This is a genomic window from Acidovorax sp. A1169, assembly GCF_030704685.1.
In the GTDB taxonomy this organism is placed as follows: Bacteria; Pseudomonadota; Gammaproteobacteria; order Burkholderiales; family Burkholderiaceae_C; genus Acidovorax.
The window spans coordinates 23,116-38,109 of record NZ_JAUZDX010000014.1 but is presented as its reverse complement, the minus strand read 5'-3'; the positions used below and the strand labels follow the sequence as shown (position 1 = coordinate 38,109).

Below are 14,994 nucleotides of genomic sequence, written 5' to 3'. Positions count from 1 at the left end.
GACAGGCGGACCAGCGGTTCGACCGCAGCAACGGGGCCCAGTGCCCCGTTTTTCGTGGCCGGGCCCGGCAGCACCCCTTTCTTCTTCTTTCTCCCGCATCCACTTCCCTTCCGTCCCCCTGCCTGTGCGTCCCTGGCGGCGCCGTTCAGTCCCCGGTGGACTACCTCCCATTCCATGCTCTGGCAGACCTCCCGCTTCGCCATTGACCTCGCCCGGCCGCAGGTCATGGGCATCGTCAATGTCACGCCCGATTCGTTCTCGGACGGCGGGCAGCACGCCAGCACGGCCGCTGCGCTGCGCCATTGCGAGCAACTGGTGCACGAGGGTGCGCACATCCTCGACATCGGCGGTGAATCCACGCGCCCCGGCAGCCCCGCCGTGCCGCTGGCCGAAGAGCTGGCCCGCGTGCTACCGGTGGTGCAGGGGGCCGTGTCGCTGGGCGTACCGGTTTCGGTGGACACCTACAAGCCCGAGGTGATGCAAGCCGTGCTCGACCTGGGGGCCGACATCGTCAACGATGTGTGGGCGCTGCGCCAGCCTGGGGCGGCGGCCGTGGTGGCCGGCCACCCGCTGTGCGGGGTTTGCCTGATGCACATGCACCGCGATCCGCAGACCATGCAGGTGGCGCCCATGGCGGGCGACGTGGTGGCCCAGGTGCTGTCGTTCCTGGCGCAGGCGGCCGACGGTCTGCAGGCCCTGGGCGTGGCCCCCGGGCGCATTGCACTCGACCCCGGCATAGGCTTTGGCAAGACGGTGGAGCAGAACTTTGCGCTGCTGGCGCGTCAGCAGGAGCTGGCGGCCACCGGCTACGCGGTATTGGCCGGCTGGTCGCGCAAGTCGTCCCTGGGGGCTGTGACCGGGCTGGCCGTGGCCGGCGAGCGCATGCTGCCCAGCGTGGCGGCGGCGCTGCTGGCGGTGGTGAACGGTGCGCGCATCGTGCGCGTGCACGACGTGGCCGAGACGGTGACCGCCCTGGCCGTGTGGCAGGCCATGGAGCAGCAGCGACAGCCGTGAGGGCTGTGGCAGGTACGAGGCCGGTACGAGCAAGTGCGAAGCAAAACCAAAAAGCGACAGAACCCGAGGAGATCTCACACATGACACGCCAGTATTTCGGCACCGACGGCATCCGCGGTACCGTGGGCCAGGCCCCCATCACCCCTGACTTCGTGCTGCGCCTGGCCCATGCCGTGGGGCGCGTGCTGCGCCGCACCGAAGAACGCCCCACCGTGCTCATCGGCAAGGACACGCGCATCTCGGGCTACATGCTCGAAAGCGCGCTGGAGTCGGGCTTCAACTCGGCCGGGGTGGACGTGGTGCTGCTCGGCCCGCTGCCCACGCCGGGCGTGGCCTACCTCACGCGCGCGCAGCGCGCCAGCCTGGGCGTGGTGATCAGCGCCAGCCACAATGCGTTTCCCGACAACGGCATCAAATTCTTCAGCGCCCAGGGCACCAAACTGCCCGACGCCTGGGAGCTGGCCGTGGAAGCGGCCCTGTCCGAAGCCCCGGTGTGGGCCGATTCGGCCAGCCTGGGCAAGGCGCGCCGTCTCGACGACGCGGCGGGCCGCTACATCGAGTTCTGCAAGAGCACCTTCCCGCAGGACCTGACCCTGAAGGGCCTGAAGATCGTGGTGGATGGCGCCCATGGCGCGGCCTACCAGGTGGCGCCCAAGGTGTTCCACGAACTGGGCGCCGAGGTGTTGTCCATCGGCTGCGCGCCCGATGGCCTGAACATCAACCACGAGGTGGGGGCCACGCACCCCGAAGCGCTGGTGCGCTCGGTGCGCGCCAACCGCGCCGACTACGGCATCGCGCTCGACGGCGATGCCGACCGCCTGCAGATGGTGGATGCCACGGGCCGCCTGTACAACGGCGACGAGCTGCTGTACCTCATGGCGGCCGACCGCCTGGGCCGCGGCGAAGAGGTGCCCGGTGTGGTCGGCACCCTCATGACCAACATGGCCGTGGAGGTGGCGCTGCAGCAGCGCGGCGTGCAATTCGTGCGCGCCAAGGTGGGCGACCGCTATGTGCTCGAAGAGCTGGCCCGCCACGGCTGGACGCTGGGCGGCGAGGGCTCGGGCCACCTGCTGGCGCTGGACCGCCACACCACGGGCGATGGCCTGGTCAGCGCCCTGCAGGTGCTGCAGGCCTGCGTGCGCAGCGGCAGGAAGCTGCCCGAGCTGCTCAGCGATGTCACCCTGTACCCCCAGGTGCTGCTCAACGTGCGCCTGGCGCCCGGGCAGGACTGGAAGTCGAATCAGCTGTTGGCCCGTGAGACCGAGGCCGTTAAGCAGGAGCTGGGCACCACGGGCCGCGTGCTGATACGCGCCAGCGGCACCGAGCCCCTGCTGCGCGTGATGGTCGAGGCGCGCGAGGCCCGGCAGGCCAGCCACTGCGCCCAGCGCCTGGCCGATGCCGCCCGTGCAGGCTGACACCATGGCTACCGAACAGCCCGCCGTGATCACCGTGCGCCTTGTGGACTACGCCGATCCCGGCGACGCCCAGGCGCTGGTGCAACTGCTCGACGGCTATGCCCGTGACGCTGCCGGTGGTGCCCAGCCGCTGGCCGAGCAGGTGCTGCAGGGCCTGCCCGCCGCACTGCGGCAGCGCCCACAGGCCTTCAGCGTGCTGGCCTGGGCCCAGCAAGAGGGCGCGGCGCCCGTGCCCGTGGGCCTGGTCAACTGCTTCGAGGGCTTTTCCACCTTTGCTTGCCAGCCCCTGGTCAATGTGCACGACGTGGTGGTGGCGCCCGACTGGCGCGGCCAGCGCATTGCGCAGCGCATGCTGGCGCTGGTCGAGACTATCGCGCGCGAGCGCGGTGCCTGCAAGCTCACGCTCGAAGTGCTCTCGGGCAACACCAGTGCCATGGTGCTGTACCTGCGCGAGGGTTTCGCGCCGTATGCGCTGGACCCGGCGATGGGGCAGGCGCAGTTTCTGCAGAAGAAGCTGGCCTGATCGCCTATCTGCCTATCTGCCTATCTGCCTATCTGCCTATCTGCCTATCTGCCTGATGGGTCGATGCGGCCCGATCTTTGTAAGCAGCTGTTCTGCTTTCAAATGCGGCGGCGCAATGCGTGTAGCCTGTTGCCTCCATCCTCGTAAACCCCGATGCGGGTGCACGGCGCGTATCTTCCAGAATCTCGCACCCACAAGGTAACGGCGGGCGGTGCGCAGAGTGCACCGCGACCGCCTTTTCAAGGAGCACGCCTTTCATGACCCATTCCCCCCTGCGCACCGCAGTCACCAGCCTGTTCCTCGTCGCCACATGTGCCGCACCCTTGTCCGCGCAGGCGGGCAAGACGCTGGACGGCATCAAGGCCCGGGGCCTGGTGGTCTGCGGCGTCAACACGGCGCTGGCCGGCTTTTCGGTGGCCGATGCGGGGGGCAAGTGGTCGGGCCTGGATGTGGACATCTGCCGCGCAGTGGCGGCGGCGGTGCTGGGCGATGGCGAGAAGGTCAAGTTCGTGCCGCTCAACACCCAGCAGCGCTTCACGGCGCTGCAGTCTGGCGAGATCGACGTGCTCTCGCGCAACACCACTTTTTCTTTGACGCGCGATGCGTCCATGGGCCTGCACCAGACGGCCGTCACCTACTACGACGGCCAGGGCGTGATGGTGCTCAAGAAAAGCGGCATCAAGGGCTTGAAGCAGCTCAAGGGCCAGACGGTGTGCGTGCAATCGGGCACCACCACCGAGAAGAACCTCGTCGATTATTCGAAGGCCAACAACCTGGCCATCAAGCCTGCCGTGTTCGAAAAGGTCGAGGCCGCCACCGCCGCCTACTTCGCGGGGCGCTGCGTGGGCTACACCACGGACGCCTCCGGCCTCGCATCGGTGCGCAACAAGGAGGCCAAGGACCCGTCGGAGCATGTGGTGCTGCCCGAGCTGATTTCCAAGGAGCCCCTGGGCCCCATGGTGCGCCGTGGCGACGATGAGTGGTTTGCCATCGTCAAGTGGGTGGTCTATGGGCTGATCGAGGCCGAGGAATATGGCGTGGCCCAGTCCTCGGTCGACCGCCTCAAGACCGGCAGCACCGACCCCGTGGTGCAGCGCCTGCTGGGCACCACCGAAGACACCGGCAAGCTGCTGGGGCTGGACCGTGACTGGCTGGCCCGCGCCGTCAAGACCACGGGCAACTACGGTGAGATCTTCGAGCGCAACGTAGGCCCCAAGTCGGCCCTGGGCCTGCAGCGCGGCCTGAACAACCAGTGGAACAAGAACGGGCTGATGTACGCCTTCCCGATCCGCTGAGCAAGGCTGCAGGTCTTCGGCGCACCCTGGTTGCCCTTCAGGGGTGGATGGCGGCGCACAGGTCCGCCACATGCACCACCAACTCCCGCACACGGCGCATCGCCGGGTACTGGTGGAGCACGGACTCCCACTGGGGCGACTCCAGCAGCCGCTGCCAGACCGGTTCGAGATCCCGCGCATCCGCAGGCTGGCCTCGGGCCCCTGCACTGGCAAAGTTGAGGCTCTCGGGGGCGGACAGCAGTTGCATGCGGCTGGCGGCGCTCAGCAGGTGCGGCGCCGCCTCGGCCGGTGCATCGCAGCAGTAGAGCACGCTGCCGGGCAGCTCGGCGTCGCCCGTGCCCAGGGCGCTCAGCACAGCGCCGCGCAGCAGCACCGGGCCCTGGTGCGTGCTGAAGGTGTAGGCAGCCTTCGGGTCCGCCTGGGCGAGCAGGCTCAGGCCGCGCAGCAGGCGCGGAAAATCCGTGGTGGCCGCGTCGATGGAGGCCTTGGCTTCGACCAGCAGGCACACATCCCAGGCAGGCTCTGGCACACCGGCGGGCGCTGCCGCCTGCCGCAGCAGCACCGCATCCCATTCGCTCTTGGCGCGCTCTGCGCTGCCTGGTAGCGTGGACGGCACCCGCATCGACGTCACCACGCGCCATGCACCTGCCGTTCCCCCGGCCGCATCCCCTGCCGCACCTTCGGCTGCATTGAGCCGCTGCGCCAGTGCTTCGAGCGCCTGTGCGGCCAACGCCTCCACTGCTGCGCCACGGTGCTGCGCGGCCTGGCCTTTCGCGACGGCGGCGGGGCTGCCCGAGCGGGGGCCATGCTGGTCGCGCAGGGCCTGGTATTGCTGCACCTGCGGGTCGGCGGCGAGCAGCGTGGTGCGCTGCATGCGCGTGAGCGCTGCACCGCCCAGCAGCCGTGCCAGGTCGCGCTGCAATCGCGTCTCGCCAGCCAGCTCCGGCATGGCGAGCAACCGCTGGGCGGTGGCTGCAAGCGCATCCCACTGCGCCGAGGCGTGGGCTGCATGCAGCTGCGCCAGCGCTTCACGTTGGGGGCCCGCTGTGCAGTGCGGGAGTTTGGCGGGGTGCGCGACGGCGTTGACGATGCTGCGCAGCTCGCGCTCGTCCTTCTCGGCATGGGCTTGCAGTGCCATGGCCTCGTGCACTGGGGGCGCGTGGTGCGCGAGCACCATGGCCTGGTAGGCGGCATCGCCGCTGTCCGCACGCATGGCATCCCCGATCAGGCGCGCCAGCGAGCCGGTGAACAGGCGCCGGGCGGCCGCATCGGGCGGGTGTGCATGCTGCGCAGCGCTGCGCGCCTGGTCGATGGCCATGGCCAGCGCGGTGGCGGGGCTGGTCTCCAGCCGTTGCGCGCAGGCTGCCGGCGCTGCGGGCAGCCTGTAGCGGCGCATGACCGTGCGCAGCACCTGTTCGAGCAAGGGAGGGTGGGGCAGCAGGGGCACGGAAGGGCCGGCAATGCGTTCAGGGACCGGTGCACCAGCGCTTCAGGCGCCGCCGTTACTGCCCACCGGCGTGTCCGGGCCGGCACCCCGGTGGGTCTTGGTCCAATCATACGGCGTGCCGTCGGGCAGCAGCCGGGCCTCTACCGTGTTCACGCCAGGCCGGCCCACGCTCTCGGTCAGCTCCGTCGACAGGCTCACATGGCGTTTGCCCGCCTTGCGCCGGGCCTCGCAGAACTGCAGGGCCGGCGCCAGCTCGTGGGCGCCAAACGCCTGCATGGCGGCCACTCCGGGCGCTTCTTGCCAATAAACGACGATGCTCATGCGGATCCGGGCCTTTTCTGGGTTGCGTGCGGGTGGTACCCGCCGATCGTGCCAGAAAGCCGAACCTTCTACCTGAGCGGTTGCTCGGCTGCACCCGAGGGCCGCGCCCCCTGCCGTGTCAGCGTCACTTGGCCAGCGCCAGCGTGCCCTTCATCAGGCTCGAATGCCCGGGGAAGGAGCAGAACCAGACGTAGGCCTCGCCCGCCTTGAGTTTGGCCACGTCAAAGGCCACCGCATCGGCTTCGCCGCCGCCGATGACCTTGGTGTGCGCGATCACGCGGGCATCACCGGCCTTGACATAGGCCTTGTCCACGCCGGCTGCCATGCCATCGGCAGCCACGCCCTGCATGTCGGCGGCCTTGCTCAGCACCCAGTTGTGGCCCATGGCAGCCTTGGGCAGCTTGCCCACGTGCTTGAGCTTCACGGTGAACTGCTTGCAGCTGGCGGGAACGGCGATGCTGGACTTGTTGAACTGCATGGCATCGTTGGCTTCGATCTCCACGTCGCAGGTCGCGGCCAGCGCCGGGCCGGCGAGCAGTGTGGTCAGCAGCATGGCTGCGGCGTTTTTCATCTTGATCGTCATCTGTCATTTCTCCGTCGGTAAGAAGCGCTTGAGTTCCCGGGAGCCCCTGGAGGGCAGGGGTCGGGCTGTCTGTGAGTGGACCACCGATGGCCGACAGCGCTGTTGACCTGCATCAGAGAACACTGGCGCAACGGCACCACGCATCCATCCGGGCCAGGGGCGGGCCCGGTGGCCCTGCGCCAAGGCTTCGGCTAGCATTGCCAATGGCCGAGAAATCCGCACCGCTGCCCCTGCGCGCCGAGCACCCTGGCCGCAGGCTGGGCATGTTGCTCACCGGAGCCAATGCCCTGCTCGCCGCGCTGCTGTGCGGCCTGGTCCTGTGGGTGCTGTCGGCGTCGCGGCAAAACCACGAAGACCGTGCTCGGGCCACGGCGGAAAGCCTGGTAGCCATCACCGGGGCCAACGTGGGGTCCGAACTCGGGCTCATCGATGCAGTGCTGAGGATGACGCTGGACGACCTCCAGCGCAGCGGGTTTGGCGCCCGGGCGACGGACGAAGACATCCATCGGCTGCTCAATGAGCGGCGCAGCCTGCTCCCGGGTGCCGAAGGCTTTCGCCTGGCAGACGAGGCGGGAGCGGTGCGCTGGGGCAATCAGGTGGGAGGAGCGACGGTACCGTCCATATCGGACCGAGAGTTCTTCAAGCAGGCCAGGCTGGCCGTTTCGGGCGATCCCATCGTTTCCCGCCCCGTGGTCTCCCAGGTTTCAGGCAACTGGGTGATCGTCATCGCGCGCCGCCTGGCTGTGCAAGGCCGGTTCGCGGGCGTTCTGTACGCAACCATCCGGGTGGACCACTTTGCACAGCTGTTCCACGGCTATGAGCTGGGTGAGCGCGACGCCATCACGCTCAGGATGCGGGATCTGCGTTTCGTGGCCTGGATGTCGCCCGGGAACGAAGTACGCGTCGAGATCGGCTCGGCCCAGGTCTCCGATGAGCTGCGGGCGGCGCTGGCGAGCAAGCCTTCTTCCGGTGTCTACACGGCGGTCTCTGCGACCGATGGGGTGGAACGGACGGTGGCCTACCGGGAGGTGCAGGGCTGGCCGTTCATTGTCCTGGCGGGGCTCAACAACCAGCATTTCTTTCAGCCCCTGGCCCAGGAGGCGCGCATGCTCACGCTCATGGCCGGCCTGATGTGGCTGCTGAGCTGCGCCGCCGCCGTCGTGGTCTACCGGCTGTGGCTGCGCGAGCTGGGCACCCTGCGCGCCCTGGAGGCGCAAAGCCGGCGCACGCAGACCCTGCTGCGCGTGGCCGGTGACGGCATCCACATTATCGACCGCCAAGGTCACCTGGTCGAGATGAGCGATTCGTTCGCGCAGATGCACCGATCTTCCCGGGAGGCGCTGCAGGGCCGGCATGTCTCCAGCTGGGACGCCAAGCAGAACGAGGCGGCCATCCGCGCCTGGCTGACCAGGGTGTGTGACGGTGACCGCCAGCGTGTGGAGGTGCAGCACCGGCGGGCGGACGGCCAGGTCATCGACGTCGACCTGCACTGGCATGCGGTGGACATCGACGGGCAGTTGCTGATCTTCGGCTCCGCCCGCGACATCACCGACAGGCAGCGCCTGCTGCAAAGCCTGGAAGAGTCCTCCGCGCGCATCCGCGACCTGTACGACCACGCGCCCTGCGGGTATTTCTCGCTCGATGCCGATGGCTGTGTCGTGCACATCAACGCCACCCTGCAGCAGTGGCTTGGGGGCACCCCCGTGGAGCCCCACTCCCGCTTCGGCGACCTGCTGCAGGGCGCAAGCCGCCAGCGATTCCATGACCACTTCATCGTGCTGACCCTGCAGGAGCAGGCCCCGGAGATCGAGGTCGAGCTGGCACCACCGGGCGCTGAAAGCCGCTTCGTGCGCATCAACGCCACGGCCGTGCGCGATGCCCAGGGCAACTTCCTGATGAGCCGCACCGTGGCGATCGACGTGACGGCGCAGCACCAGGCGCTGCAGCAGGTGCAGGCCCTGCTGCACGACCAGTCGGCCATGCTCAACAGCGACCTCGTGGGCATGGTCAAGCTGCGCGACCGCACCATCACCTGGAAGAATGCCGCGATGGAACGCATGCTGGGCCATGCGCCCGGCGAGCTCGACGGTGCCCAGGTGCAGGACCTGTATGCCCATGGCCAGGACCACCGCAACGTGGAGAATGCCGCGGCGCTGCGGCTGGACCAGGGCCAGAACTTTCGCACCGATGTGCGCCTGCAGCACAAGAACGGCGACGCCATCTGGGTGGACCTGAGTGGCGTGCGCCTGTCGGACCGCGAGACCTTCTGGATGGCGGTGGACATCTCTGCGGCCAAGCGGGCGCATGAGCAGATCACCCACGTGGCCTTCCACGACGCGCTCACGCAGTTGCCCAACCGCCTGCTGTTGTTGGACCGCTTGCGCCAGGCCCTGGCTGCGGCACAGCGGGCCGGCCATGGGGTGGCTGTCTGCTTTGCCGACCTGGACGGCTTCAAGGCCGTGAACGACCAGTTGGGGCACGACGCAGGCGACCAGCTCCTGGTCGAGCTGGCCGGGCGCGTGCGTGGGAGCATCCGCGCATCGGACACGGCGGCGCGCATCGGCGGCGATGAGTTCGTGCTGGTCCTCACGCCCGTGGCCGGTGACGAATGGGGGGCCGTGCTCGATCGCCTGATGCAGGCCGCCTGCCAGCCCGTGCAACTGCTGGCCTCGCAGGCACCCGTGCAGGTGGGCATGAGCATCGGCGTCGCGCTGTCACGGGGCCGGCTGGACGCGCAGGAGCTGCTGGCCGAGGCCGACGCCGCCATGCTGGAGGCCAAGCGTTCAGGCAAGCACCGCGTGCAGCTGGCGCAGGGACCGCAGGCAGCCAAGAGCACCATCTGATACAGGGCTGCATTCCAATCGGCCCGAATCAGGGGCCGTAAAAAGCAAAACGCCTACAGCAAAGCTGCAGGCGTTCATATTGTGGGGATGGGCGAGGCTGGGGGGCTACCCGCCCCTCAAGCCCTGCACCATCCCGTTGCCTTTCCTCAATACGCGTCCAGCACCGCGCCCTTGCTCGCGCTAGAGGCATTGAACGCGAACTTGGCCTGCACGCCGCGGGTGTAGCGCGGTGCTGGCGCCGTCCAGGCGGCGCGGCGCTTGGCGATTTCTTCTTCTGGCACGTTCAGCTCCAGCAGCAGTTGGCGCGCGTCGATGGTGATGCTGTCGCCTTCGTTGACGAAGGCAATGGTGCCGCCTGCCGCCGCTTCAGGCGCCACGTGGCCGACCACCATGCCCCAGGTGCCGCCGGAGAAGCGGCCGTCGGTGATGAGGCCCACGCTTTCGCCCAGGCCAGCGCCGATGAGCGCGCCGGTGGGGGCCAGCATTTCGGGCATGCCGGGGCCGCCCTTGGGGCCCAGGTAGCGCAGCACCATCACGTCGCCGGCAACGATCTTGCCGGCCAGGATGGCTTCTAGGGCGGACTGCTCGTCGTCGAAAACGCGGGCCGGGCCGGTGATGACGGGGTTCTTCAGGCCGGTGATCTTGGCCACGGCGCCTTCGGGGCTGAGGTTGCCCTTCAAGATGGCCAGGTGGCCCTGGGCGTACATGGGCTTGTCGATGCCGCGGATCACGTCCTGGTCGGCTCGGGGTACATCGGGCACGTCCTTGAGCACTTCGGCAATGGTTTTGCCGCTGATGGTGATGCAGTCACCGTGCAGCAGGCCGGCGTTGAGCAGCACCTTCATCACTTGCGGAATGCCGCCTGCGCGGTGCAGGTCCACGGCCAGGTACTTGCCGCTGGGCTTCAGGTCGCACAGCACGGGGGTCTGCTTGCGGATGCGCTCGAAGTCGTCGATGCTCCACTCCACGCCTGCGGTGTGGGCGATGGCCAGGAAGTGCAGCACGGCGTTGGTGGAGCCGCCGGTGGCCATGATCACGGCCACGGCGTTCTCGATGGCCTTCTTGGTCACGATGTCGCGGGGCTTGAGGTCCATCTTGATGGCCTCGATCAGCACCTTGGCCGATTCCTTGGCCGAGTTCATCTTCTCGTCGTGCGGGTTGGCCATGGTGGACGAGTAGGGCAGGCTGATGCCCAGGGCCTCGAAGGCGCTGGACATGGTGTTGGCGGTGTACATGCCGCCGCACGAGCCGGTGCCGGGGATGGCGCGCTTTTCGATCTCTTTGAGGTCGAAGTCGCTCAGCTTGCCGGCGGCGTTCTCGCCCACGGCCTCGAATACGCTCACGATGTTCAGGTCCTTGTCCTGGTAGCGGCCCGGCAGGATGGTGCCGCCGTACACGTAGATGGCGGGCACGTTGGCGCGCAGCATGCCCATCAGGCCGCCGGGCATGTTCTTGTCGCAGCCGCCGACCACCAGCACGCCGTCCATCCACTGGCCGCCCACGCAGGTCTCGATGCAGTCGCTGATCACCTCGCGGCTGACCAGGCTGTACTTCATGCCTTCGGTGCCCATGGCCATGCCGTCCGAGATGGTGGGCGTGCCGAACACCTGGGCGTTGCCGCCCGCTTCCTCGATGCCGGCGATGGCCGCGTCGGCCAGCTTCTGCAGGCCGCTATTGCAGGGGGTGATGGTGCTGTGGCCGTTGGCCACGCCGACCATGGGCTTGACGAAGTCGCCTTCCTCGTAGCCCATGGCGTAGTACATGGAGCGGTTGGGCGCACGCGACTTGCCTTGCGTGATGTTGGCGCTGCGGTGGTTGATGGGCTGGATCGGGATGGTCTTGCTGTCTGCCATGGCGTGTTTCCTGGTGGGGGAGTCGTTGTTGTGGGGGAGGACAGCGCAGCGTTCCACGTGTCCCGTGCTTTCGGGTTGCAAGTATGCGAGGTTTGGCGCTGCGTTTCCAATCCCTTTCATCTGCTCCATTAATATATAAAACATATGAAAGAGACATTCATCGACGTGCGCGCCTGGCGCCAGTTCGTCGCCGTGGCCGAGGAGCTGCACTTTGGCCGGGCCGCGCTGCGCCTGCACATGACGCAGCCGCCGCTGACCCAGGCGATTGCGCAGATGGAGCGCTCGCTGGGCGTGATGCTGTTCGACCGCACGCGCCGGCGCGTGGCGCTGACGCCGGCGGGCGAGGCCCTGCTGCCCGACGTGCGCGACTTTCTGGAGCGCGCGCAGGCGCTGCCGGTGCGGGCGCGCGCGGCGGCGGCGGGCGAGGTGGGGCGGGTGCGGCTGGCCTTTGTCTCCACCATCGGCTTCGAGCGGCTGCCCGAGTGGGTGCGCGATTTTCGCGTGCTGTGCCCGCAGGTGGCGCTGGAGCTGGTGGAGGCCACGGGCGACGTGCAGCGCGCGCTGTTCGCGCGCGGCGAGCTCGATGGCGGGCTGGTGCTGCATTCGCCCGGCGCGGCCCCGCCGGAGCTGGCGCGCCTGGCGGTGGCCGAAGAACCCTTGGTGCTGGCGCTGCCCGCAAGCCACCCGCTGGCCGGTGTGCCGCGCCTGGACCTGGCGCAAGTGCTGGCCGAGCCGCTGGTGATCTTTCCGCGCCGCATCGTGCCCTCGCTGCACGACGCGATCTTTGCGCTGTACCACGCGGCTGGCCGCGTGCCCGTGGTGGCGCAGGAGGCGATCCAGATGCAGACCATCGTCAACCTAGTGTGGGGCGGCCTGGGCGTGGCCTGGGTGCCCGAGAGCGTGACCCAGTTTCGCCGCGAGGGGGTGGTCTACCGCGCGGCCGATGCGTTCGGGCCTGCCCCGGGCAAGGCGCGGACCAAGGCCGTGAAAGCGGTGCCCGGTCCCCTTCCGGTATGCGAAACCAGCCTGGTCTGGCCGGCTGCGCTGAACAACCCGGCGCTGGCGCGTTTCGTCGACTTCGTGCGCGAGCGCTCGGCTGCAGGTTAAGAGCGGAGAACAAAACTCAGCGAAGCGGTTCTGGCCAGGCGCTGCGTTGCAGGCAGTACGAGCAGTACGACAAGACGCAGCAACGACGCCAGAAGAGTTTTGTTAGCCGCTCTAAGCCGCGGCCGCAGCGCGGCCGCGCACGAACAGCAGCCCCGCCGCAACGGCCAGCAGCGGCAGCGCCACGGCGTTGATGGCAGTCCAGCCCACGCCAGTCAGCAATGCGCCCGAGGCAAAGGACATCATCGCCGCCACGATGCCGTTGGCCAACTGCATCAGTGCCTGCGCCTGGCCGCGCTCTTCGGGAGCATGGCTTTCGGCCAGCAGCGTGGTGCCCGAGATCACCATCAGGTTCCAGCCCGTGCCCAGCAGGAAGGAGCTGGCCAAAAACTCGGTGAAGGAGATGCCCGACAGCGCCACCACCGCGCTGGCCGCCAGGCACAGGGCACCCACGGTGGCCACGCGGCGGCTGCCGAAGCGGTCCACCAGTGCGCCCGAGAACAGAGCGGGCGCGAACATGCCGATCACATGCCACTGGATGACCTGCGCGGCGGACGCAGCCGAGAAGCCGCAGACCTCCATCGCCAGCGGCGTGGCGTTCATCACCAGGATCATCAGGCCGTGGCCGATGGCCGTCATCACCACCGCCGCGCGCAGGCCGGGCCGCGCCAGCAGGGCGCGCATGGCCGCCATGCCGCCTGCGGCCGGCTTGGGGGCCACGCCCTCGCGCAGCCGCGCCATCACCACCCAGCCCAGCGCGGCCAGTGCCGCAATGGCCAGATAGGCACCCGCCAGCGGCGTGGCCAGCAGGTTGCGCGACCACAGCGCCAGCGGCGGCGCGAACACCGCCGCGCACAGGCCGCCGGCTACCACGCAGGCGGCGGCCCGGCCTTTCTGCTGTGCATCCACTGCCTCCAGCGCGGCATAGGTGTAGTAGCCCGAGGATGCCTGGTAGGCGCCGATGGCCAGCGTGCCCGCGCAGAAGACGGCAAAGCTGCCCCACTGCACCCCCGCCATGCTGATGAGCCCGCCCGCCACGCCGCACAGCGCGCCGGCCTGCAGCCCCGCGCGCCGGCCGTGGCGCTGCATGAACAGCGACAGCGGCTGCACCGACAGCAGGTTGCCCAACACCAGCAGTGCCAGCGGCAAGGTGGCCAGCGCCGGCCAGGGCGCCAGCCGCGCGCCGACGATGGAGGTCAGCGTGATGCCGATGATGGAGCAGCCCCAGTACAGGGCCTGGCCGGCGAACAGCAGGCGAACGGAGGCATTGCGCAGAAGCAGCATGGGCGGGGCTTTCGGTGGTGCGCCGTGAGCGGCGCGGTGGGGGATGAGGAGGGCGCTCAGTCCAGCAAGGCACCGGCGCCAAAGCGCTGCGCATAGGCCTGCGGGCTCACCGCGCGGTGCTTGTGAAAACTGCGGCGCAGGTTCTCAGGGTGCTCGAAGCCGCACAGCCGGGCCACGGTGGAGACGGACGCCTGGGCCTGGGCGAGCAGGGTGGAGGCGGCCTCCACGCGCACGCGCTCCACATAGCGGCCCGGCGTGGTGCCCAGCTCACGCTGGAACACGCGCGTGAGCGTGCGCGGCGGCATGCAGGCCTGCCCGGCCAGGGCGCCAAGCGACAGGTCGCCGCCGAGCTGCGAGGGAATCCATTCGAGCAGCGCCGCCAGCCGGGGCGCATGCCGGGTCTCGGGCGCCAGCAGCGCGCTGAACTGGGCCTGCCCGCCCGGGCGGCGCATGAACATCACCAGCCGGCGCGCCACAGCCAGGGCCATGGGGCGGCCCAGGTCCGCCTCCACCAGCGCCAGGGCCAGATCGATGCCGGCCGTGACGCCGGCCGAGGTGAACAGGTGGCCGTACACGGGGTGGGCCGCGTCGTAGGTGTGCAGGCAGTCCTCGTCCACCTGCACGGCGGGGTAGTCCTGGCGCATGCTGTCCATGCGGCACCAGTGCGTGGTGGCGCGCAGGCCGTCGAGCAGGCCGGCCTGGGCCAGCAGCAGCGCGCCCGAGCAGACCGAGCCCAGGCGGCGCACCTGGGGCGCGGCACGGCGCAGCCACTGCTGCATGCCGGCGTGGCCCAACTGGTCGGCCACACCATCGCCGCCTGCCACCAGCACGGTGTCCAGGCCGGCGGGGTCGGTATCGGCCCAGCTGCCATCGGCCACCAGCGCAAAACCGGCCGAGGTGGTGACGGGCCCCGGCGCGCCCGCCAGCAGGCGCAGCGCATAGGCCGGCGGCAGGCCATGGCCGGTGCGCTCTGCATTGGCCGAACCGAACACCTGCATCGGGCCGATGGCGTCCAGGCTCATCACGCCGGGGTAGATCAGGCAGGCAACGGTGCGGGTGGGGTGGGGCATGCCCCCAGTGTCGGCGTTCGGCTGGTTGGCTGCAATGACAATCGGCCCACAGATCTGGCCACATGCCAAGCTGCTACGGTCAGTGGAGGTGCGCCCAGGAGGCGCCAGCCACCGCTGTCCGGGCCACAATGTCAACAAGCGATAATTTGCTGGCGTTCGCTGCCGCATGGGCGCTATCCTGCAGACAGGTTGACTGGCAAGCCGAAAGCCCGCAACCCGGTTTGAACTTGTCCATTGCACGC

Annotated in this window: 12 protein-coding genes; 6 read left to right on the top strand and 6 right to left on the bottom strand. The window is 69.0% G+C overall.

The genetic code is table 11. The features are described 5' to 3' along the window. The first annotated feature begins 174 nt into the window (after positions 1 to 174). The 4 genes from folP (at position 175) to QYL93_RS20925 (ending at position 4,247) form a co-directional block, all read left to right on the top strand. Positions 175 to 1,014: a dihydropteroate synthase gene (folP, locus tag QYL93_RS20940; protein ID WP_305745471.1), complete on the top strand. Its 840-nt coding sequence runs from the start codon at positions 175 to 177 to the stop codon at positions 1,012 to 1,014. Between the two features lie 80 nt (positions 1,015 to 1,094). Further along, positions 1,095 to 2,429, top strand: coding sequence for a phosphoglucosamine mutase (gene glmM, locus QYL93_RS20935; RefSeq protein ID WP_305745470.1), 1,335 nt, complete (start codon positions 1,095 to 1,097; stop codon positions 2,427 to 2,429). Between the two features lie 4 nt (positions 2,430 to 2,433). Further along, entirely contained in the window at positions 2,434 to 2,952 is a 519-nt protein-coding gene (locus QYL93_RS20930) for a GNAT family N-acetyltransferase (protein ID WP_305745469.1), read from the top strand. Positions 2,953 to 3,209: 257 nt separating this feature from the next. Beyond that, the gene (locus QYL93_RS20925) at positions 3,210 to 4,247 is read left to right on the top strand and encodes an amino acid ABC transporter substrate-binding protein (RefSeq protein WP_305745468.1); all 1,038 of its coding nucleotides are present in this window, start codon (positions 3,210 to 3,212) and stop codon (positions 4,245 to 4,247) included. A gap of 37 nt (positions 4,248 to 4,284) precedes the next feature. On the opposite strand, the gene QYL93_RS20920 is transcribed toward QYL93_RS20925, so the two are convergent. The 3 genes from QYL93_RS20920 to azu all read right to left on the bottom strand — a co-directional run bounded on the left by QYL93_RS20920 (position 4,285) and on the right by azu (position 6,598). Then, a complete protein-coding gene (locus QYL93_RS20920) occupies positions 4,285 to 5,694 on the bottom strand; it encodes a 3-deoxy-D-arabino-heptulosonate 7-phosphate synthase (protein ID WP_305745467.1) in 1,410 nt (469 codons plus the stop codon). Positions 5,695 to 5,736: 42 nt separating this feature from the next. Next, a complete protein-coding gene (locus tag QYL93_RS20915; RefSeq protein WP_305745466.1) occupies positions 5,737 to 6,015 on the bottom strand; it encodes a hypothetical protein in 279 nt (92 codons plus the stop codon). A 124-nt stretch (positions 6,016 to 6,139) separates the two neighbouring features. Continuing rightward, positions 6,140 to 6,598, bottom strand: coding sequence for an azurin (azu, locus tag QYL93_RS20910; protein ID WP_305745465.1), 459 nt, complete (start codon positions 6,596 to 6,598; stop codon positions 6,140 to 6,142). A 203-nt stretch (positions 6,599 to 6,801) separates the two neighbouring features. Between azu and QYL93_RS20905 the strand changes: the two genes are divergently transcribed. Beyond that, positions 6,802 to 9,441, top strand: a complete 2,640-nt coding sequence (locus tag QYL93_RS20905) for a diguanylate cyclase domain-containing protein (protein ID WP_305745464.1) — start codon at positions 6,802 to 6,804, stop codon at positions 9,439 to 9,441. Positions 9,442 to 9,587: 146 nt separating this feature from the next. Here the strand turns inward: QYL93_RS20905 and ilvD are convergent, their stop codons facing one another. Further along, positions 9,588 to 11,294: a dihydroxy-acid dehydratase gene (ilvD, locus tag QYL93_RS20900; protein ID WP_305745463.1), complete on the bottom strand. Its 1,707-nt coding sequence runs from the start codon at positions 11,292 to 11,294 to the stop codon at positions 9,588 to 9,590. Positions 11,295 to 11,438: 144 nt separating this feature from the next. Here ilvD and QYL93_RS20895 point away from each other — a divergent pair, with 144 nt between their 5' ends. Continuing rightward, on the top strand, positions 11,439 to 12,401 hold the full coding sequence (locus tag QYL93_RS20895; protein WP_305745462.1) for a LysR family transcriptional regulator: 963 nt from the start codon (positions 11,439 to 11,441) through the stop codon (positions 12,399 to 12,401). A 111-nt stretch (positions 12,402 to 12,512) separates the two neighbouring features. On the opposite strand, the gene QYL93_RS20890 is transcribed toward QYL93_RS20895, so the two are convergent. Together QYL93_RS20890 and QYL93_RS20885 are read right to left on the bottom strand one after the other, a co-directional pair. Next, complete coding sequence (locus QYL93_RS20890; protein ID WP_305745461.1) at positions 12,513 to 13,682, bottom strand: MFS transporter; 1,170 nt, start codon at positions 13,680 to 13,682, stop codon at positions 12,513 to 12,515. A gap of 56 nt (positions 13,683 to 13,738) precedes the next feature. After that, positions 13,739 to 14,752 (bottom strand): GlxA family transcriptional regulator, encoded by a 1,014-nt coding sequence (locus QYL93_RS20885; RefSeq protein ID WP_305745460.1) that lies wholly within the window; start codon positions 14,750 to 14,752, stop codon positions 13,739 to 13,741. Positions 14,753 to 14,994: the final 242 nt, after the last annotated feature.